Source organism: Paramesorhizobium endophyticum, assembly GCF_014640615.1.
Lineage (GTDB): Bacteria > Pseudomonadota > Alphaproteobacteria > Rhizobiales > Rhizobiaceae > Paramesorhizobium > Paramesorhizobium endophyticum.
The window spans coordinates 1-21,315 of sequence record NZ_BMHH01000035.1; the positions used below are offsets into that span (position 1 = coordinate 1).

Genomic DNA, 21,315 nt, shown 5'->3' on the forward strand with positions numbered 1-21,315 from the left:
CTTTATGAATCACTGAAAAGCTGATTTGGAAATCCTCAGGAAATGTATTCTCAAATGACGACACGCCCTAGCCGTGACGCTGATGTCATCGACGATTTTAACCGAGAGGTATCCCCAAATGCTTGAAGCCACCCTGACGGTCACAGCTGAGCAGCATGCCGATCTTCGGCGGCTGGCCTTGCTGGCGACGGGTTGCACCGGAGCCGATATCGAACGGCTGGTTCGTGAAGTTCGCCGGAAAGCCGCAAGGCAGCAGCGGCCGCTCACCTGGAGCGATATCGAGCATGCTCTGCGTGCCGGCCACATGGAACTCCCGGATGAACTACGCTGGCGCACCGCGATTCACGAGGCGGGGCATGCGGTCGCGTTTTGTGATATGGACATCGCCGAGATCATCACCGTCGGCATCGGGATCGGTGCCATGGGCCAGGTGGTCAGCCGTCAGCATCACCATCTTGAGCAAACGCAGGACTGGCTGATGCGCAGCATCGCCTGCAAATTGGCGGGGCGGACGGCTGAACTGCTGATCTTCGGCGAGGCGGTGGCCGGGGCAGGCGGATACAATGACAGCGACCTGGCCAAGGCAACTGAACTTGCGGTGGCTGCCGAAACCCGGCTCGGCTTCTCCGATCATCAACCGCTGCTTTACCGGTCCGTGGCGGGAAGCATCAACGAGCTCAGCCTCGACCGGCAATTGGCCGAGCGGGTCAACGACCGACTGGTGGCTGCCGAAGCCATGGCTCGCACGCTGCTCGACAAGCGCCGGGACGTGCTGATCGCCATTGCCGAACGGCTTAGGGAGGCCGGTGTCATGACCGGCGAGGAGGTGAGGGCGCTGTTTAAGGGGGCCGACGGTTCTTCGGCCTGAGGAAACCCACGGAGTGGCTGCGAAACCGCGATTCCGATCAGCGCCACTCCGATTCCAAAATCCGGAACGCCGATTCCAATGTGCGGATGGCCGAGTCCGAAGCCAGATCAATCGATTCCGCCTTATGAAATGGCGATTCTCGGAAGATTACGACTGCCCGGGGCGATGCTTTGGCGTTCCCGCGGGGTACGAACTCGCTCAAATTGCCCGCAAAGCGATCTCCTTCAGATTACAGCGCCGATGCTTCGGATGACGTTCCCAGCACCTTGCAATACATCATCTCAATTTACCCATCCGCGATTCCGGTTTCTCGGTTGTCGTTGCCAAATTACCGTTTTGCGATTCTGAGCCAAACGACGGTTGCGGTCCAAGCACCGTCTGGTCACCCGTGAGCCGGTGCCGGTTATCCCTGCCGGATTGTCAACACAGGCACTGGCATTCGTTCCTTGCATGGCCTGCATCGAGAATAAGGCTCCTCGAAAAGGAGAGAGCCATGCCCAGGAAATCGAAGAATCAACGCAATGCAGAACAGGCCATTCGCCAGCAGCGCGTCAGAGACGAGGCCCAAACCCGACGCCGGCCGTCGCGGGACGATCTGGCGAGGATGCTGCTCTGGCAGATGATCATAGCCGCTCAGGGGAGGCCCGATGCTCGAGCCGCCCTGGACAAGCTTTCCGAAGCCATCGTGGATGGGCTCGAACGGCAAGGCTTCAATGTGCGGGAAAGCGAGGCTGTCTTCGACGACTTGGCTGACCGTTACTCGGATGGTTTGTTCCCCTTCCGGCCAAAGCGGCACCTGAAACCGAAATCGGTGGCCTCAAATTAGAGAGCAGATGGCCCGATGCCTATATGTAGCCGATCCATCTCCAGCTATCCAATCCGCACAAACAGCGTTTCCAACTATCCCGACGTATTCTCCCCGTTACTCCCGATAACGATGTTTGCCGAAGAATCGGAAAAAAAGGCGGCCAAATCATCGCCCACAAATTCTGCCGGGTTGCTAACCGACGATGGCGTTCATGGTGTCGAGGAGGGGAAGGGCCGCCGACGGCGTCCCTACTCAAACGTAATCCACGAAACGCCTTGAACGAGGCGGCCACCATGCTCGCAGGCATCTCCTGAGCGCGCGATCTTCTTGCCGTTGATACTGGCAACCGAAGAGCCTGCCGAGATGGCTGCCGTCGTTGGCACGCCGGAACAGAGGCATTTGTCCCCGACGGTCGCGATGGGAATGCCGTTTACGGTGACGAAGCTCTGCCCCGTCGAGACGACCGGGCCTCCAACATGCGGCTTGGGACCCGGATCGCACATCGGGCAGACATGCATGTGGCCTTTGAGCGTGACCGGTTGAGATACCATAGTTCACTCCGTGTACCCGAGAAGCCGTTGGTGCGGCGCGTAAAATCTGGGCGCTACCAGCCCTCTTCGATATCAATGTCCCAACTCCGTGGCTTTGATCCGGATACGGCGGATACGGCCTCCTCCATCAAAACCGCCGGCAGCGCCATGCCTGATGGCGGCATTTCCAGTTCGATACCGACAGTGTCCGCCTCGGCGATCACCTCAACCGGGTATGGGACAACACCGGAACTCAGAATCTCGTAGGGCGTTTTTTCCGTCTCGAATGCGGTCCAGGCCATCAGACTGTCAATCGACTCCACTAGCGATCGGGACCGAGTTATTTCGTCGGTCGTCAGCGGACGTGCCGGATGCAGACGGATTTTGAACATCCATTCCCGCCCATCCGCTGGCCATTGCCTACCCAGATCTTCGTGTACCTCGTAATCGGGCGGCAAGACTTCCGTCATGGTCTTTCGCGCCTCGTTCTTGCGAGCATCCAGTTCGCCGGCAATGTCCGCCCAGTTTCGACCGGCCAGCGCATCGGACTCAACAGTAACACGCTGCACAATTTCCGAGACGGGGCCTCCATCGTTGTCGAAGGTGGCATTGTCCACTAGGTTCAGGAGCATTGCGATACGCCAGCCCTTCGATGCAACCGGTTCGCTCAGCGAAAAGAAGAGTTGCCGCGGCCCCGAAGCCGAAGGGCGAGCCGGTCCTGCGGTTTTGTTGATTGCGGCGAAAAGGGCTAGCGCCGGCTTCAGCGACCCGTCCGGCACCGTATCCAATAATTTAGCCGCTTCATAGGCGGCCTTGAGATCGATACGGAGCCCAGGACCTTTCGGCGATTGGGCTGTAAAAACAGTTTCGAAGCCTAGCTGTCTCATGATCTATTTCCCGAACCACTTGCCGTCGTAAAAGCGGCGTTGCCACTCAATCGATTTATCCGTGTTGGTTCTGCCGAATACCGAGGCTCGGCGGCGTTCCGGACTACCATGTACCGGCTGGAGCTTTGCACCAAGCGCGTGGTAGAGCGGAAGAAGATCGTCATCCACGCCTGCCTCGCCGGTAATCGGCCTGTCGCCCAGTTGAAACATTACCCAGTTCGGGGTTTTGGTCACCTTGATCGCATCGGGCAAACCCTGAGAAACCGCATCGGCACCGCCGAGGACCGTCAAAAGAGGCTCTCCAACGAAGGTGAGCCAATTGATGCCCGCCAGCCAGTAAAGGCCCGGCTTTTTCTCGTCATAGCCCTCCCATTCGCGGTAGCGGTTGCGCGAAATATCGAGTGCCGGGAATTTTTCCGCAATCGGCAGGAGATTGCGAAGCGCTTCTGAATTCGTGCCGTCCTCTTCCGAAAGCGAGAGGCCGAACCCGGCAATGCCTGTGGTGATCGGCAGGTCTTTGAGCGCAGCCTGAAGCTTATCGATATCGAGAGCGCCAGATTGCCATTCGGCTACGGGGACTGTTGCATCGAGCTGAACACAGCCAGTGACAGAGAACAGGAAGGATGTCGGCCCCTTGTCGAAGACATTGTCAATATCGATATGCTGCAACTTCAAGTCGACGGTGCCTGACTGATAATGAAAGCCGATGAAAAAGCCGTCATCGGCAGGCACTTTCGCGGCGAGATGTTCAAAGGGCTTCCAGTCCTCGGCCTTAATGCTCTTGCGCCGCCGCGGATTGCCGCCAGCGGTCTCGATCATCAACAGCCGCTCCGCATCCCGCTGAAGGATTGGCTTGAAGACGTCGAACAGTTTCGAATAGGCATCGACATGCTTGAACGGATGGCCAGTATGGACCGAGGAGAGGATCGCGAGGCGGAAAGCCGGCGACGCGAAGGAACTGACCGCATCGGGATCGGGACGGTCTGCGGCCTGCGGCTGAAATAGCGCATCTTCATACCACATGGTATTCAAGCTCCCGCGACGCCGGATTTACGTGCCTTGCCATCGCAGGCACAGGTCTTGTGGCTAACCTCACCATCTCGTGCGACATCCACCCCTTCGATACCAGCATCACGCAACCCTTTATTGTAGAGTTCACGCTGGCCCTTGCGCCAGCGGTCCTTGTCAAACTTGAAGTCATAGATATCCTTCAACTCTCCGTGCTTGCCGTCGATCGCGATGTCTGGCGATACCCGGTAGACGTCGCCCTGATATTTGGACATGGCATCCTGGTAGGATTTGTAAAGATCATAGCCAGTCGACGCGACGTCATAAAGATCGTAAGCCGTGGAAAGCACGTTCAACACCGGCACGAGCTTCATCCATCCGCTCGCCGCCTTTTTCACGGCCATTTTGCCGAGTTTTTGCGTCGCCTCGGCTTTCAATTTGTCGTAGAGAGGCTTCAAATGCCTCTCGAGAGTGGCTTTCTCAAGCGCCTTCCGTCCCCAACTGGCGGGAGCGTTTTCCCACGGCACCAGAAGCATCTTCTCGAGCGCCTTCTTTGATCCCGCGCCGTACTTTCTGCTGATCGCGCTATCAAGGGCCCGCGACGTCGCAGCTCTTTCCTTGGCTACCTGGGACTTTGTCTTGCCTTGGTGTTTTCCTTCGCAAAACTCCTGACGAACCTGGCAAAAAATTACACAGAGCACCTGACGGACTGGGTCCGTCTGTGCCTTCGTCGGAATGCCCTTGCCGCATTCGCTGGGGCATGTCGCACATATCGTCATCCCCTCTTCTCCCTCTCAAATTTTTCGTTTTGAAGTTCCGCGACGACGCAAGCCAGTTTTGCCTCGGCACTCATATCTCTATCCTGGAGATGTTCGAGCACGAATTCCCGCCCCCGGCGAAATTCGAAATCAGGCCCGTATGCGCGTTCGAGCTTTAAGAACGCCACATAGGTTTGTTCATCACGCAGGCCGTAGCGATACGCCCGTTGAATGGCTTTTTCGAAAACGGGCGCGTGTTGCTCTTCCAGACCATTGTCTGCGATGAACGCATTGACGATGACCGGCATTTCCAACCGGGCGCGTAGGAGCGATATTTGATTGATATGATCGGCGCTAAGACATATAGGCCCCACCGGAACGGGGATATCGCCTTGCGGGTTGGTGAGCTGGAGAATCTTCCCGCTTTCGGACCACTTGTCGTCAGGAAGAAAAACAACACTCTCGGCAGGGCCGAGGAATTTCTTGATTAGCGGGCGATCCACGACGGGCATTACCTGAGCCAACACATTCGGATCGGCGTGTCTGAAAAGCACAGGCATGAACCTGCCGGAAACCTCGTCCCTTGGATCAAGGCTCCCTTTTTTCGCGGCTTCCTCAGGTATATTCACCATGTTGATGGTGCGCAAATGGCGATAAAGAGCATCGCCGCCTGCCTTACATAGCCAGAACACCACCGCATGCCGCTCTTCGACCAAGGCGAACATCTTGTCGACCACGGCCTCATTGATTGGGTAGTTCTCCTCCGTCCGGTCACGAAGCGCATGTTTCCTGTCGCGGTCGAGCCAGACGAGCTGTGGCGCGGTTCGAAGCTGATCGGCGGTGCCGGTTCCCCGATCGAGATAAAGCGGGCGGTGGACGAAATCCCCCTCGAACAAGGCCATTGGCAGGTCATCGAACTGTGCGCCGTCAAGGACGGCGAAGACACCGGATTCAGCGTGCAAAAGCACGGGGCGCAAGCGTCCATTATCCGCCACATCAGACCCCTACGAACGGCGTAGAAGACTTCGCCATCTCTCTAAGGCAGGACGCGCCTTCGCCCGGACCGCCCTTCTTGAAATTGATCTGGTTGCCCTCTATGTCGATCTTCAGGCCGTGCAGGCGGATGCCGCTATTGTTGAGCTCGATATAGCCGCCCTTGGTCGATAGCAGGATCGTGTCGTCCGAATAGATTTCCCAGACCTTCGCCTCGCCATGGAATTTCTCGTGCGAGACGAGGTTGTAGAGCTGCCCGACCTTCACATCGATCTTCTTGCCGACGGTGGTGTGCTGCTCCTTGCCGACATTCGTCACCTGCGTCTGGCCGACATTGGTGACCTTGCTCACGCCGATCTGTTCAGCGCGCGCCACGCCGACGCTGTCGGATTTGAAGGTGCTGACGATTGTGTTCATGATGCCCGGCAGCGGGAACAGGCCGCTTGCATCCTCGCCGACGCCTGTTCCCGATGCGGCGAGCGCGGTGCCCTGGTCTGCGCGCGGGCTGGGACCGGCCACCACGCCTTCACGCGCGGCAAGGCCACCCGCGCCAAGGAAGCCGAGCGCCGACGAAGCCAGGCTCGTCGCGAAGGCCGCAATGCCGACTCCACCGCCGCCGGCGATCTGCGCGGCCTGCGAAAGCAGTCCCGCCGTCTGGCCAGACAGCGCCTGAACGCCCGCTATTGCCAATGTCGCCATCGGCCCGGTCCCGCCGACGACCGTGTTCAGCGAGCCGCCGATTTCATGCTTCTGGTTGCCGCCCACCTCGACCACACGGTTGCCGCCGATGGCTGCCACCTCGTGACGGTCGATCCGCTTGGTGCGGTCGTTGAGAACGCGTTCCGTCCGGTCCTTCTGCGCGTGGAAGAACTGGTTCTCCCGCCCCGGTGCGTCCTCGGTGGAATACTCGTTGAACCCATTGCCCTTGTAGGTCTTGGAGCGGATGACCGTACGGGTCTTGTTGGCCGGCAGTTCATACGGGCTCATATTGACGGGGTTGGTGACGAGCGCAATCAAATAGGGCCGGTCGGGATCGCCATTCTCAAAGGCGCAGATCGCCTGCATGCCGATGCGTGGGTGAACGCTCATGCCCCATGTGCCGCCCGCCACGCCTTGCGCGACCTGGATCCATTTGGTGTCGGAGCCGTCCTTCTTCGCCCGCCGGTCCCAAGGCCACCAGAGCTTTACCCTGCCAAACTTGTCTACATGGATTTCCTCATCGGGTGGCCCGGCGATGATGCCGGTCAGGGTGCCGTCGATCTTCGGGCGCGGCGTGGTGCGATGCGGCGTCAGCGGGGTTCCCGCCGGGATTGCCTCGAAGCTGTTGCGGTATTCCGGCTCGTCGCTGTTCGTCTCATAGCTCTTGTCCACCGCTTCATGAAGCGCGCGGATGATGACATGCTCGTCATGGCGGGCGTCCGGATTGGCTTCCTCGTAAGGCTGGAACTTGCGTCCCGGCTCAAGGATGCGCACATTGCCGCGTCCCGAGACCCGGTTGTGATCGGTTTCCGCCGCCTGCATCCGTAGCTTCCTGTCGCGCTCCGCCGCATCCAGCGTGGCGGTCCGGTTTGGATATTCGTAAAGCTCGCTTTTGGCGTTGCCGGGAAGCGAGACCAGCGATGGCGTCGTCGCCCGGACATCGAATCTCGGCGTTTCGAAATTGAAATCGCCGCCGGAACGTACGCCCGGAACATAGGAGTAGTTCCGCATCCACTCGCTGATATGGTTCTGGTCAGTCGAGCCCATCGCCACTTTGACGCGCTTCTGGCCCTGCGCGGCGTCGCAAGGTCCAAGCCAGCCTGAGGCATGGCTCGCAACGTGAAGGCGATGCAGTCCCTTCTCATGGATGAAGAAGAAGTAGATGCCATCCTCTTCGAGCCGCCGCCTCAGGAAATCGAGGTCGGTCTCGTTCCACTGGATGCTGTATTCCTGCGGCGGGAGTTTTCCCAGTACCCCTCCCGTATTGGCGGCGGGCAGGCCATGCTCGCTCAGGAGCGTATTGAGCACATCAATGGCCGTCTGGTTCTGCCAGATGCGGCAGTCCGATTTCTGCGACAGCAGCCAAAGCTGCGGGCGGACCGTCAGCCGGTAGTGCCGGAAGCCGCGGGTGACGGCGGGGCCTTCCGATATCGTCGTCACCAAGCCGTTCCAAGGCCGGTAGATGGAATTCTGGCCATACTGTCCGGCTGTCGCCTCCAGCTCGACATCGACCATCTTGCCGATGAGGTCAGCCGGGGCGATGGTCTTTTTGGAGCGAAGAACCAGCTCGATTGTGAAGAGGTCATTGACCGCCTCGTTCACCGTCAGCCGCTCGGCTAGGAGGACGTTTTCGCCCAGTGGCGAAGACACCCGCAGGGTACGGCTGGCCTGGACAAAATCTCCACCGGTCGGCTGAGTATTCATGGGAAGCCCCTCCCTGATTTCGGACGGTTTGGATGGATGCAATAAATCAGATCACCCGACAACGCGCTGCCCCAATGAATTGGGAACGGTGCCGAAGCATCGTGACGGAGCCGATCAGGCGGATTTCATGCGGGCGAGATTGTAGAAGGTGATTATTGGTGAGAACGCGCCGCTCGTGATGCGATGCGGTTTGTGCGTGACGTTGCTACGAACGCCATAAATCCGCAGATAAACTGGCATGGTTCCCGTCCCCTCCATTTGAAATATCAAATTCAAACAATCGACGTGATGTCGCGCAAAGTCCCCACCCTTGCCCAAGCTTAAGCGACAGAAAACCTTTACCAGAACGTGTAACGCTGATCAATCACACGAATATTATCATGAATGAAAAAACGCTTACTGGTTGCATGGAATAACGGAACGGAAACGGGGAACAAACGACGGAACATCCAGCGCCGCATAAGGATATTGGAAATTACGGTATCTTCCGGGACGAGCCCAGAAAAGAGACCCACTGCGAAAGCTGGAAGGTGCGCGTTCAACGGTGCGGCATTATGTCTGGCGGACCTTCACAGAGGATGTCTACGGTTCGTGCGAGATGGCGCTGAAGCAGGCAAGAGCTATCGCGGCGCAGTGCAGGCCATGCAAGGGCAAGTGCGCCTGCCTGTGCTGACATTTCGACAGGGAGGGCTGGATCGTCTCTAATCGCCGGTCGGACCGTCTTCGTCCGGCAAACGCGGTTTGCCGGGAATCACCACATCGGGACTTTGGCAACGACAAAACTGGAACAGGAATCGCGAAAGGGTGAATTGAGATGATGTATTTAGAGTTGCTCGTAATGTAGACCGAGGCATGGTGCTTTGACCTAATGGGAATTGATTTGCATAGGACTTGATACAGCGCATTGCCGACAGGTGGAGATGCCGCCATCGGGGTGGACAACATCACAACTCTCGACAAGGTACCCTGAAGCCTTTCCTGCTATATCGTGGTGGGGCATCTCGACTGGGGTTTTGCGTCATCATCTTCTCGTAGTCTTCACCATCTGGGCGGCTGTCGACGGCAGGTCCCCTAACTCTTCTCAACGGTGCCGGTACCGGGGCGGGAATCCAACATCCGCAGATCAGAATCGATTTACGTGACTTTGGGATCGGCGTTCGGGAACAGTGAATCGGAGTGGCGCCGATCGGAATCGCGATTTCGGAGCCGCTCCGTGGGTTTTCGTCAGGTGGGACAACCGTCGTGAGCCATAAGGAGGGCGTTCACCTATTCACCAGTCATGACGCTCGACATCCTTCAACCGCGTGGCAATGGCGACCAGCACATCCCGTCGGTTTCCAGCAGCCTACGGACCATCGCTTCGGCCTCACCAGACGGCTGTTGACCCGATCCGCCAGATGCCGATCGAGACTGAGCTCGGGATGCTTCCCCACTGACCGATAGAGCAACGGCTGATGATCGGAGAATCCGTGGCGAGTCATTGAGCTGCTTATCCATCAACGCATGGTGTTCTTCGCCAGTCGTACGCCCGGGCCGCTGCCGTTTTCGGGAATGAACTCGACACCTGCAGCCTCTAAAACGCTGCGTAGATGATCGACTGTCATCTGCTTGAGGGCTTCTCCCCGTTCGAAACGGACAATTGTGTTGGTGGAAACATCGGCCAGCTTGGCAAGATCTAGAACACCCAATCCAAGAGCAGCGCGGGCCATTCGGCACTGTACAGGCGTCATTCCATAAATCGCCATATTATGGCGAATTTTGTTGATTCGCCGAAACTAGAAGGTAAGATGTGTCAATCTGCATTTGCGCAGACGGCTGAACAGGGTGCTCGAACACTCTGCTCAGCCTGACCATAACCCAAGCTGATCAGGAGCTCGGATCAATGGCTGATTCCGACAATAGCAGAACTTTGCCTTCCGTCACGCGCAGGATGTTGCTGTCGGGCACGATGGCGACCACGGCGATGTTGTCGTTTGAAACTGGCGCGGATGCCGCCGAAGCGCTGGCTGGCAATGCTGCCTCCGATCCCGCGCGGCAACTCTGGAACGCGTGGCAGTCCGCTTGTCTCAACACCGTTGCCCTGTGGGAGAAACAGCAGCGCCTGGAGACCCAGCTCGTCAATACCATCGGCTTTCCGCACGCGAAGGTCTATCTGCCGGACGAAGATGCCACCTTCTCCATCTGGTGGGAGGGCGACATCGGGAGTTATTTTGGCAGCGATTCCGCCTCTGCCGATATCCGCGCTAAGGCCGAGACCGATTTCGCCGCCCATCAGGCCCGCTGGGACGCCGAGGACGAACGCATCGGCTATTCCGCCGCCAAGCGGGCGGAACAGGCTGCCGCCATCCATAAGGAGGAACTGGTGGAGGCCCTGACAGACACACCCGCCACGACGCTTGCCGGCGTGGCGGGCAAGCTCGATGTGGTCCTGCGTGAGGGGCAATCTTCCGGAGATTGCACGGAGTTTCCTTGGCCTCTGGTACACTCGGCGCTTGAAGACATTTTGCGTATCATGCGGAATGGGGACGCGCCATGAAAGGCGCCCTCGAAGATCGCCGGTTTCAAAGTCTCCACCATACGTATGCACCGGAGGCGGCTGTTTCGAAGACGCTGGCTGAACGCCTCCGCCATTCGATTCAGCGAAGCGGTGGTATGTTCGTGGGACCAGCGTCGGGCCGAGCCCATTGAGTTCGACGTTTGTCGCATCGGTAACCACATCGCCGACCACCCTATCCACAGGATCGAGCGATTGCCTTGGAATATCGCCAAGGCTGGAAATAAAGGTTGACCGGACGCTTACGCTGGAGCGAACTCAAAACTGGGCATACCTGGGGGTGAGGTTCATCGCGCATCTGTAGGCTATGATCGGCCTCTCGGAACGGCGGGTCTGCCACATTATCTCGACCGCAAAACGATCCGCTATTCGTCCTGCTGACCGTCGGAAACGGCGTCGCGAGCCACTGCGCTTCGCCCTCAGCGATGCGTTTTCCACACGGATGAGCGAACGTCTACCGCGCGCGTGTAAGCTCATATTCCAGCCTTCGACGGATTGCGCTACGAAGGTTCTTTATCTGTCGCGCGATTGGCTTACCTAACGCTCCCATCGTTTTTGATGCTCGTTTGGCGTAAGTGGTGAATGTCCACGAGCGATAGTCGCCGGCTTTCAAATGGAAGTCTTCGACTGAACCGAAAGCCTGAATAAGCTTCTCAATGTCGGTCAGAGCAAGAATGTCGTGGATTGTCTTTCCCTGATATCGCTTCACCTGACGAATGGCAGTCACCCTACATACAGATGCGATTTTTCGATGAAGATTGCTCATCGTCTTATCACGAATGAACACGTGTCTCCCGTCATAGCGAAAGCCGAGATATTCGAACGGCTTGTTCGGCATCGTCTTGCCATCTTTATCACTGGCTTTGATCGTGCGAACCGTTTGTCTGCTGCCTCCAACCTCGAAGCGATGAATAGCGGACTTCTCCTCCTTTATCAGAAGTCCCTTACCGTAGGTAGTGATCGCGTTTCGGATTTCCTTTTCCAACTCGAGTGCATCTACTTCCGGAATCGGCGTGATCACTAGGATGTCGTCCGAATATCTAAAGAACCGGCCGCTGAATTTGCTGCAGATGTCACGAAGGTATTTATCGAATTCCAGGAGGTAGGCGTTTGCCAAGAGGTCTGACAATGGTGCGCCCTGAGGAACACCCACATCGAGCTTATTGACTTCAATGATCGATGGTTGGGTGGCGGATCGCGCGATCTTCGCCTGAAATGTTCGTCCATCGCAAAGCTGAACAGGTATTTCACTTTTGGCTTTTAAATAGCCAGGACGAACTTTGCCGTTACGGTCCGTTTTGTCGCCGTATAATCCAAGTCGAGTGTAGGCCTTTACGACATCGACTTGAGCGTACCGAGTTATCGCTCGGTAGACTTTGAAGTGGTCATCACGCAGTCGCGGGACGCCAAGCAGTTCGGTCCACACTTCACGAAGGCGCTCATGATTAAGTGTTTCGAAGAAACTGCTGATGTCTAACGCGATGGTGCAGCAATTACCTTGAGACTGAATTGCCTCGACAGCAGAAAGAGCAAAATCGATGTTGCTCTTTCCGCCGCCGCCCTTATTTTTCGGAATACGCCGGTAAGCAATGACAGAATCAGACAGTCCTTCCGCCTGAAGTCGAGCTTCATAAGGCACTGAGAGGAGATGGCGGTAATAGGAAAAAATACAGCTATCGAGCCTTGCCGCAAAACGGATAGGCCGATCCTTTCGTTTACCGTGTTTGCCTTTCTCCGCGTAAACGGTCCAGCCCTCATCGTATTTTAGAAACGGGTAGAAAGTATGCTTTGCGACGCGGGTCGGATCGGTCACGACCGCCTCAGCTTTGGCATCGGATATGACGGGATCGAAATGCGGATAACGCCTGACAGAAGCAGTCCATGCCTTCACTGTAGTCCTCAGAGGCGAGAGGGGGCAAAAGAACCGTTGTGCATCCGGTCAATCTTTCGCCCCCGACTGTTTAAAGCGGGTATGGGATACCCTTACGGCACAAATAGTCGAGATAATGGACTATATTAGCTGCATGGACGATTGCTCGCCATGTACCTTGAGCGTCCAGCTACACATGGAGGTCCGGATGGACATCATGGCAATTCTGCTGGCGGCTTTCGGGCTTGACAGCTTCAAGTAATTCTCCGCTCCCCCAAGTCACCCATCGTGAACGGATACCGAGAAATATCGAAGCGAACAGATATAAGTTCAAGATGGGGAGATACATTTTTAAACAAGAAATTCATCAGATAATAATTGACACGGGCGAGATGCGAACAGAGGTGTTTGAACATTTGAATGTCGGCTTCACCGGTCTCGCTTTCTACAAGCTGCCTGACCGCTCTCGGCCCATTGCGGACGGCGACATCGCCATGCATAATGGCCGCTTCTCGCGTGAGCAGAAATCGTCGATGCGAGGCCGACTTGAGACCGGCAATTTACAAGCCGCCATGCCATCAGGCCCCCGTAACCAGTTCTTCCGCTACACTTTTCCCACAATAGCCGAAGATTATAATCCAATACGCCAGAGCAACTGGGTTTAGTCGCTCAGTCTCCGCCAAAAACACAAATTTCAAAATCGACACGTGCAACGCAGGAGCTGATCGTCAGCGCTGGGTAGCCGCCGCCTCAGGAATCGCGCTGGTGACTGGCAACACCGCATTCGGCGAAGGTTCGCCGAAATCATTCGATCGTCTTCGACTCCGACGCGAGGAGGGGCCGGGCGCTGTCGGGGTTCGGGGCATGGTACTAATGACGCTGACGGCGAGGGAGTTAGAGATAGCTTTGATCACCGGCCTATCCGGTTGGCGTTCCCCGTGCGCTTTTCAGTCCGCGCGGACGAGCGACGCGGTCTGCGGGTCATAAACGTAGCCGGTGATCGTTCCGTCCTTAATCTTCCCGATCGCCTCGTCGAGCACGAAGAGGGGCACAAGGAACCATTCACGCGGGATGACGGGCTGCCCGAAGCGGTCCGTGATTTCGATGTTGAGACGGGCTGGCCCGAATATACGGTGAATCAAGTTCTCAAGCCGGGTCCGGTTGATGTTATAGAGCTCGTAGGTTGCGACGATCTCGACTTCCGCCATGAGAAAAGTCGGATCAAGCTTCGCATTGGCAAGACGCCGCGTGAGGTCGCCGCCGGTCACGCCGATCTTGTGCAGCACGTCGCGATGCGCGGCAATTTCGGGGTGATCCGATTTGCTTCGTACCACATAGACAATGCCGCTCGCGTCATCTCCCTCCTCATTTTCGTCCGCGAATAACGGCCCTGCCGAGGGGTCGACGATCCGCCGTCCGGCGGGATCCTTTTGCAGGGCGCGCTGGAGGGAGCGCATGAGCAAATTGCTTTCCGTCCCGTTGTCGAAAATCACGCGGAGGCGAGCATCGACATAGCCGTTCTCATTGGTGAAGGGCTCCTCCATCGATGCCACATAGGCTTTTTGGCCGCCGAGGATATAGAAACGGCCAGCCGTTATCTCCGATTTGCGCTCGAAAGGCTTGGTCTGCCGCATGCCGGCCGCAAGGTCCTTTTGCACCGCGTCGAAGAGCGGCTTGAACCGGTCGAAATCCTCGCATTTCCGCCGGTTGGCGATCTCTTCCGCCGTCCGCTTTTCGGCGCTCGAACGGACGTGTCTGAGCTCCGTGATGTCGGGTGCCTGGGCCCCCACACCCAGCTCCGCTAGGAGCTCGTCATCGCCGATTTCGTCCGAAACGGCGGCTGGGCCGGGCTCCGTGCCGGTCAAAAGCCCTTGGGTGTCAAGCGGCTCCAGAAGAACGCGGCACTCGTCAGACGCACGAATACGATCGAGGCGCACGGCATAGAGCCGCTCGAAGATATCGCCATCTTCGCCATGCCGGGGAATGCGCCCATTCCGCTCAACGAAGCGCTGGATTTCCTCGAAGCCGGCGATAATCCGTTCCTCGCGCGGTGTCCGGGCCGCCTCTTGCTTCGTCTCAAGCTCGACGCCAAGCTCCGCCAGAAGCTCATCATCCTCATCGGTGAATTGCTTAGCCACGCGCCGTCTCCGCCTTCATCCTCTGAAGGAAGGCGATGCCTTCGGCCATGCGTTTTTCCCAAGGGTCCGGCGAGGTGATCGAAGGCAAGCGGCCACGTTCTCGCTTGAACGTCAGCGCGCGTTTGGCAAGGTCCCGCGCCTCATCGATGGTGAGGTTCACGCGCCGGGCCCCGATCACGCTCGCCACCTGTTTCAGGCTCTCCTCGCTCATGGTCCTGGCGAGGATGGCATAGGCCTCGCCAAACGGGTTGATGCGGTCGATCAGATCGATATCCAGTTCTTTTACGTCCACCGCAAATCGGCGCACGCCGTCGATGAACGCGGTGTTTGTCTTTCCGCCGTCGCCATGCGCTGCCTGGCTTGCCTTCTGCGTGAGGTTCAGCGCGGCGATGGCATGCTGACGCACCGCTTCCTGATCCAGATCATCCAGTTCGGGATATTTCTCTTTGACGATCTTACCCATGCGCAACTGGGTCAGTTCCTCCGCCAGGGTTTCGCCGCCGACATGCTCACCATCGAACAGGCCTCGGGCGATCGTCGTCTTGTCCTGCACGAAGGCGGCGATGACCTCGTTCAGGTCCTGCTCGCAAATCCGCTGCGCTTCCACACTCTTTGGTGTGACGAGACCCTTGATCTCGATATGGAACCGGCCGGTCTTGTCATCGAAGCCGTAATTGGTCTTGTCGTAATCATAACCGGCCTCGCCATAATCAAAATCCTTGACCGGCTCGCTTTGAGGTGTCTTGGGCGTGAACTGGAAACGCGGCGCGAGCACTTTTTCCATCAGAAGGCTGGCGGCAATCGCCTTCAGCGTGTCGTTTACCGCCTCGGTGACTGCCTCATCGGAAGCATCGGGCGCAGCGATAAGATTGCTGAAGCGCGCCCGGGTCTTGCCCGGCGCATCGCGCGTGGCGCGGCCGATGATCTGCACGATCTCGGTCAGGCTCGAGCGATAGCCGACCGTAAGCGCATGCTCGCACCAAATCCAGTCGAAGCCCTCCTTCGCCATGCCGAGCGCGATGATGATGTCGACATGGTCGCGGTTGTTCTTCTCACTCGGGTTTTTCAAAGCGGCGGAAACCCGCTCGCGCTTGACCGGGTCGTCATCAACCAGATCGGCGATGCGAAGCACACGGCCATCACGGGTTTTTACTAGCTGGAAGCCGGTGGCGGGGTCGGCTCCCTGCCATTCGCCCAGCGCGTCGATGATGTGCTCGACTTCCCTGATCTTATCCTTCGTGCTTTCGCGCGAATTGACATTGGGGATGTGGATGATCGTCTTTTGGGTAGGGTCAAGCACATCAAGAATGCTGTCGGCGTAGGAATCCGAATAGAAGAAATAACCGAGATCGAGCTGCTTCAGATATTCATAGCCGTTGAGCTGCTCGTAATAGGTATAGGTGACGGTTTCGAATTTCGCCTCATCCTGGGGTTCGAGCACCGCCTCCGCATCGCCGCGGAAATAGGAGCCGGTCATGGCCACCATATGCACGCGGTCGCGGGCGATGAACTGGCCCAGATGCAGGCCCAGCTTGTTATCCGGGTTGGCGGAAACGTGGTGGAATTCATCAACCGCGATGAGGCGGTCGTCGAAGGCCTCGATGCCGAACTTGTCCACCGCGAAGCGGAAGGTGGCGTGGGTGCACACCAGCATCTTGTCATCGCTTTCGAGGAATGCGCCAAGCGAATTGACCTTGCCGCCATTGTCATTGCCGGGCGCGTTGCAAAGGTTCCATTTCGGCTGAACCGTCCAGTCGGCCCAGAAGCCGAATTTCGTCAGGGGTTCGTCGTTGAAGCTGGAGCCGATGGATTTTTCCGGCACGACGATAATTGCCTGCTTCAATCCCTGGTTATGGAGCTTGTCGAGGGCGATGAACATGAGCGCCCGGCTCTTGCCTGAGGCAGGCGGCGATTTGATAAGAAGATATTGCTCACCGCGCTTTCCGTAAGCCTGCTCCTGCATCGGCCGCATGCCGAGCGCATTGGCTTTGGCCGAACTGCCATTGGCGGCGTAGGAAACCGAAACGGTGGGAATGGATTTGGTCATTCTATGTCTCTTGTCTTGCGCCGGATTTCAGCTTCGAGCTGCTCTAGTTCTTGCATGTCGGCGGCGTCCGCCGCGCTGGCTTCGGCAATACGGCGCTTCTCGTCAAAAATGTCGTACCGCGCATGGGCCAATTCTTTCGCCCTCTCACGGCTGATGGAACCCGTCCCGTTCAAAACAGGCTGATCGTTGAAGGCAAGCATTCTGTCGACATTCTCGCGCCAGAAATCCAGCGTCAAATCCTTGTGCTGCTTGACCCGCAATTCAGCCTGTTCGAGGAAAATTACCACCAGGCGGTTGAGGGTATCGACCTCATCGGCGGAGAGATAATTCTTGGCGACGATGACATCCTCTTTGCGCACACGCGAACCACTCCAATTGGTCAAGGCCATGTTGGGTTTTTCCGGGTCGGCGCGCTTCACGATCAATTCTGCGGCAGTGTGGCGCGTGACGGCGTAGAGCAGCTTGTTCTGGACTTCGGCAAAGAAAATCTGCGTGTCCCGCTCGAGCACACGGTAATCGGAGCTGAGCGCAAAAAGGTCCCTGACTTTTTGGTAAAATCGCTTTTCGGAGGCGCGAATGTCGCGGATGCGCGCCAGAAGTTCGTCAAAATAATCCCATCCGCCTGGATTCTTCAGGCGTTCGTCATCCATGACGAAGCCCTTGATCAAGAACTCCTTCAAATGTCTGCTTGCCCATTGGCGGAACTGGACACCGCGCGGGGAGCGAACGCGATAGCCGATGGCGAGGATCAGATCGAGGTTGTAAAGTTTGGTGAGGTAGCGTTTGCCGTCAGAGGCAGTTGTCAAGGAATCCTTGACAACTGAATTTTCGACTAACTCTTTGTCATTAAATATGTTTTTCGTGTGAAGCGAAACATTCTGCTTGCTAGTCTGAAACAGTTCCGCGATTTCCAGCTGGGTGAGCCAGACGGTGTTCCCCTCCACCCGCAGGTTGATACGGGTCTGCCCATCTTCCGTGGAATAGAGAATCAGATCGCTCATGCTTTCCCCCGTTTTTCCCCTGAAGATACCATCCTCGTATACATCTCGAACAGCTTTTCCAGGCGCTCGGTGTCATTGCGGAAGCGGCGGCCGATATAGATGCGCTCCATTACCTCGTCGTTGCGGTCATGCGCCTCGCGCAAGTTCGCGGGCATTTTCTCAGGGTCGTAGAGATCGGCGATCGTCGCCGGGAAATGCGCCTCGCGCGCCAAAAGGATATCCTCGGCGCAGCGCGTCAAATCGGCCTTCATCTTGTCGGTGAGGGTGGGGACAGGGAAGGTGTTCCAGCCAAGAGTGTTGGAGTAGGAAAAACGCATTTCCAGTCTTGCGCATACCGTTCCAATCCACATCCAATGTAGGCGCGAGGCGATGATCGCCATGTTCCAGAGTGGAGCGTCGTAGAGGGCGTAACATTTGTGTCCTATGATGTGTTCGGAGCTTACAACGCTGACGGGCAGAAAGGGACGATTTTCGGATGAGATCGCAGGCATGACAATAGCATGCTGCCTTCCGACGAATGCCTCTCGAAATTTATGTGGCTTCTGCGCGAGTTTTTGCGCGGATTTATCGCTTTTCTGGTTCGCACGAGCGATCTCTATTTTGCGTAGTCGGGTTTCAATTGCAGGAATTCCCCTAGCTTCTGTGAGCTCATGGTCATCAATCCAGAGACATTTGCGTGGTACACCGGAGATAACTTCTTGAGAGCCGAGGAATGGTCTAAAAAATTTAGACGCGTTTGGCCAATGCGAAGTAATTTCTTCCGCTTCTCGCCGTGTTAGCAGTAGATCAGCACCATAATAGGTGTGATTTCCGAACTGCATTGTACTTCTCTCATCGAGCGGCTTGGGTAGTGCAAGAACTTCAATATTGTCGCCTGGGATGAGGTACCCGTTTATATTTGCGGCATCCTTAGTGGTGGCCTCCCCGCTTTCGGTAATTGAAAAGAGTTTGCGAAATGGGCCAACGCGATCAGAAATGCCGACAATGACAACAGTCACGCCCGCATTATGGCTCGCGAGGTTGGCCCATCTGAACGAGGTATGCGCAAAAGCAATCTTGTGCCCGGTCTCGAAAATCAGCGGCCAGAGAACAGGCACCTGCTGTCCTTGGCAGATGGAGTTGGTCGACACGAAAGCAGCAGCTGAGGAAGTATGCCTGCCGTAGTCTGCCGCCTTCATGAACCAGCCCGCCACGTAATCGAGCGATTTCCAGTTCTTGGTTCGTCCGTCAAATATCCCGCCAAGGTCCGATTTCTGTTCATCGGATTGCCATTTGGATCCAAGATACGGCGGGTTCCCGCAAATATACGTCTCGCCGCCCTCGTTCTCGAAGTCGATCTGCGCCTGGTCTACCGGTGCGTGGAACAAGTCTTCCGCGTGATGCTTAACGCCGGTTCCGGTGGGCGGGCAGATCGACAGCCAATCGAGCCTCAGTGCATTGCCGCAGGTAATCCAGTTCTGGGAATCGAGCGGCAGGAAGTCCTTGAGCGCCTCCTTCTGACCGCGATAGAGCACGTCGCACTGATATTCCGCGATGATGAGGGCGAGGCGGGCGATATCAGCGGGGAAATCACGTAGTTCTATGCCGCGGAAATTGGTGAGCGGAATGTCGCTCTTGCGGTCGCTCTCTCCTCGCCGCCGGTTGATTTGGGCCTCGATGAACCGCATTTCCTTATAGGCGATGACGAGGAAATTGCCCGACCCGCAGGCGGGGTCGAACACCCGGATTCGCGCCATGCGATTGCGCAGGTTCAGGAGCTTGCGCGGATTATCGCCGGCCTCCTCCAGCTTCGCGCGCAAACCATCGAGAAACAGCGGGTTCAGCACTTTCAGGATGTTCGGAACGCTGGTGTAATGCATGCCCAGTGCGCCGCGTTCCTCATCGTCGGTGACGGCCTGGATCATCGAGCCGAAAATATCCGGGTTGATCTGCTTCCAGTCGAGGCTGCCGATATTAAGGAGATAGGAGCGCGCCGTGCGGTTGAAGCGCGGGACATCGAGGCTGCCGGAAAACAGCCCGCCATTCACATAAGGGAAACCGTCCGCCCAGGGGCGAAAGCCCGCCGCGCGGCGGGCCTCAGGTTTCGTGTTCATCGCCCGGAAAATTTCGGCAATGACGAAATCGAGGTCCGACCCGTCGCGCGCGCTCATCTGGTCGATGGTGGCGGTGAAGAGGCCCGTGCCGTTGAAAATGTCGGTGTCTTCGGCGAAGAAGCAGAAGATCAGCCGCGCCATGAAATGGTTCATGTCCGGTCGGCGCGCGCTGGTGTCCCAGTCGGGGTTTTCCTTGCGCAATTCCAGATAGAGGCGGTTTAATCGCCCGGTCGCCCGGATATCGAAAGCATTCTCGCGGATTTCGCGCACCGTCGAGATGCCGGCGAGCGGCAGAAAGAAGCCGAAATGGTTAGGAAATTCGGCGTAAGGACAGGCGATGAGGGCCGCGTCCGAGACGAGGTCCTCAGCCTCGAACCATTCCCCATCCGTCGCCAGCACGAATTTCGCCTTGGCGCGCGCCGTGGCGGGGCTGCTTTTGAGCGCCGCAAGCGTGCTCGAAACCTCCCCCGGCGCGGCGACAGCGATATGGATATGGTTCGTCTGCAGCACGCCGCCGGCAAGGTCGGATTTGTTAGTCTCGCCTTTACGCAAGCGTTTGAGGGTGGTTTCCTTGTTGCTGAAGGCCTGCAGGAAGAGAAAGGGAAACTCCGCCGCGTCGAACGGCTCTTCCGCAAGCTTCGATACCGCCTCTTCAATCTCGACCGCGTTCATAGGTTCCCGTCGCTTTTCCGATGGGGCCGCGATTGGCCCACTGCGTTGGCTCTACCTATCGCGGCAGGGCAGCGGGCGAAAGAGTTTTGTCGGCACCGCCCGTGTTACGAAAAAGCTGCCGGGTTCATAAACTTGCGGCTGAAGCCCTTGATTATCGACGACCTCTTTGTTTAGGTTTCGCTTATTCGGTTCGCATTGTTCCGAGCCGTGGGGGCAGGGGTTCAAGTGTTTCAGGAAATCGGACGGTCGGTCGTCGCCTTCATCCTTGGCGCGGCGAATTATCTTGTGAAGGATGAAGCAGCACCAGGCATTGTCGCTCTCGGGATCGTCATTCTTTTTGCGGGTCTGGCCTTTGTGTTCCTCCGCCAGGTCCTTTCACAAAAAAGCGCGGTGAACTGGCTCAAAAAACAAATTCAAAACAGTCCGAGCGGTGAGGATTTCAGCCGCGATGTCGATGTTTTATCAGCGGCGATCAACGAGGGTAGTACCGGCAAATATCGCCGCCAACTGGCGACGGCGTGGAACGAATATCGCGAAACACTCGTGGCGCATGAGGAGGGCGGCAGAATCATTTTGCGCAACGCCGTTCGGCCCTCGATGTTCCTCAATCCGGAGGATTTGTGTCAACGGCGGAGTAAAAACCGGCCACGGGGCGGAGCAAAAGTCGGCCACTTTCGGCGCGCGC

At 57.2% G+C, this 21,315-nt stretch carries 17 protein-coding genes and 1 pseudogene; 5 read left to right on the plus strand and 13 right to left on the minus strand.

Annotated features, from left to right (window positions below; all coding sequences use genetic code 11):
* Positions 1-118 precede the first annotated feature (118 nt).
* Together IEX53_RS22190 and IEX53_RS22195 are read left to right on the plus strand one after the other, a co-directional pair.
* The gene (locus tag IEX53_RS22190) at positions 119-868 is read left to right on the plus strand and encodes an ATP-dependent metallopeptidase FtsH/Yme1/Tma family protein (protein WP_188826358.1); all 750 of its coding nucleotides are present in this window, start codon (positions 119-121) and stop codon (positions 866-868) included.
* 493 nt (positions 869-1,361) lie between these two features.
* On the plus strand, positions 1,362-1,694 hold the full coding sequence (locus IEX53_RS22195) for a hypothetical protein (protein WP_188826359.1): 333 nt from the start codon (positions 1,362-1,364) through the stop codon (positions 1,692-1,694).
* 230 nt (positions 1,695-1,924) lie between these two features.
* Here the strand turns inward: IEX53_RS22195 and IEX53_RS22200 are convergent, their stop codons facing one another.
* From IEX53_RS22200 to IEX53_RS22230, 8 genes are all read right to left on the minus strand, one after another.
* Entirely contained in the window at positions 1,925-2,227 is a 303-nt protein-coding gene (locus IEX53_RS22200) for a PAAR domain-containing protein (RefSeq protein WP_188826360.1), read from the minus strand.
* Between the two features lie 53 nt (positions 2,228-2,280).
* A complete protein-coding gene (locus IEX53_RS22205) occupies positions 2,281-3,093 on the minus strand; it encodes a hypothetical protein (protein ID WP_188826361.1) in 813 nt (270 codons plus the stop codon).
* Between the two features lie 3 nt (positions 3,094-3,096).
* The gene (locus IEX53_RS22210; RefSeq protein ID WP_188826362.1) at positions 3,097-4,116 is read right to left on the minus strand and encodes a type VI immunity family protein; all 1,020 of its coding nucleotides are present in this window, start codon (positions 4,114-4,116) and stop codon (positions 3,097-3,099) included.
* Between the two features lie 5 nt (positions 4,117-4,121).
* On the minus strand, positions 4,122-4,880 hold the full coding sequence (locus IEX53_RS22215) for a hypothetical protein (protein WP_188826363.1): 759 nt from the start codon (positions 4,878-4,880) through the stop codon (positions 4,122-4,124).
* Positions 4,877-5,854 carry a DUF4123 domain-containing protein gene (locus tag IEX53_RS22220; protein ID WP_188826364.1) on the minus strand — a complete coding sequence of 326 codons (978 nt, stop codon included), beginning with the start codon at positions 5,852-5,854 and terminating at the stop codon, positions 4,877-4,879. Before IEX53_RS22220 ends, IEX53_RS22215 begins: the two co-directional genes overlap by 4 nt.
* A gap of 1 nt (position 5,855) precedes the next feature.
* A complete protein-coding gene (locus tag IEX53_RS22225) occupies positions 5,856-8,255 on the minus strand; it encodes a type VI secretion system Vgr family protein (protein ID WP_188826365.1) in 2,400 nt (799 codons plus the stop codon).
* A gap of 114 nt (positions 8,256-8,369) precedes the next feature.
* Positions 8,370-8,495, minus strand: coding sequence for a hypothetical protein (locus IEX53_RS24210; protein WP_268902607.1), 126 nt, complete (start codon positions 8,493-8,495; stop codon positions 8,370-8,372).
* Between the two features lie 1,256 nt (positions 8,496-9,751).
* Entirely contained in the window at positions 9,752-9,985 is a 234-nt protein-coding gene (locus IEX53_RS22230; RefSeq protein ID WP_188826366.1) for a helix-turn-helix domain-containing protein, read from the minus strand.
* A gap of 152 nt (positions 9,986-10,137) precedes the next feature.
* Here IEX53_RS22230 and IEX53_RS22235 point away from each other — a divergent pair, with 152 nt between their 5' ends.
* Positions 10,138-10,791, plus strand: coding sequence for a hypothetical protein (locus IEX53_RS22235; RefSeq protein WP_188826367.1), 654 nt, complete (start codon positions 10,138-10,140; stop codon positions 10,789-10,791).
* Positions 10,792-11,263: 472 nt separating this feature from the next.
* On the opposite strand, the gene IEX53_RS22240 is transcribed toward IEX53_RS22235, so the two are convergent.
* On the minus strand, positions 11,264-12,700 hold the full coding sequence (locus IEX53_RS22240; protein WP_236016326.1) for a reverse transcriptase domain-containing protein: 1,437 nt from the start codon (positions 12,698-12,700) through the stop codon (positions 11,264-11,266).
* 383 nt (positions 12,701-13,083) lie between these two features.
* Here IEX53_RS22240 and IEX53_RS22245 point away from each other — a divergent pair, with 383 nt between their 5' ends.
* Complete coding sequence (locus IEX53_RS22245) at positions 13,084-13,344, plus strand: hypothetical protein (RefSeq protein ID WP_188826368.1); 261 nt, start codon at positions 13,084-13,086, stop codon at positions 13,342-13,344.
* A 282-nt stretch (positions 13,345-13,626) separates the two neighbouring features.
* Here IEX53_RS22245 and IEX53_RS22250 read toward each other — a convergent pair whose 3' ends face one another.
* The 4 genes from IEX53_RS22250 to IEX53_RS22265 are packed head-to-tail and all read right to left on the minus strand — an operon-like array spanning position 13,627 to position 20,630.
* Positions 13,627-14,817: a GIY-YIG nuclease family protein gene (locus IEX53_RS22250; protein ID WP_188826369.1), complete on the minus strand. Its 1,191-nt coding sequence runs from the start codon at positions 14,815-14,817 to the stop codon at positions 13,627-13,629.
* Complete coding sequence (locus IEX53_RS22255; protein WP_188826370.1) at positions 14,810-16,864, minus strand: pseudomurein-binding repeat-containing protein; 2,055 nt, start codon at positions 16,862-16,864, stop codon at positions 14,810-14,812. The genes IEX53_RS22250 and IEX53_RS22255 overlap by 8 nt, the downstream gene beginning before the upstream one ends.
* Entirely contained in the window at positions 16,861-17,865 is a 1,005-nt protein-coding gene (locus IEX53_RS22260; RefSeq protein WP_188826371.1) for a virulence RhuM family protein, read from the minus strand. Before IEX53_RS22260 ends, IEX53_RS22255 begins: the two co-directional genes overlap by 4 nt.
* On the minus strand, positions 17,862-20,630 hold the full coding sequence (locus tag IEX53_RS22265; RefSeq protein WP_188826372.1) for a class I SAM-dependent DNA methyltransferase: 2,769 nt from the start codon (positions 20,628-20,630) through the stop codon (positions 17,862-17,864). The genes IEX53_RS22260 and IEX53_RS22265 overlap by 4 nt, the downstream gene beginning before the upstream one ends.
* A gap of 225 nt (positions 20,631-20,855) precedes the next feature.
* Here IEX53_RS22265 and IEX53_RS22270 point away from each other — a divergent pair.
* Positions 20,856-21,315: pseudogene (locus IEX53_RS22270) on the plus strand (hypothetical protein); the annotation flags it as partial.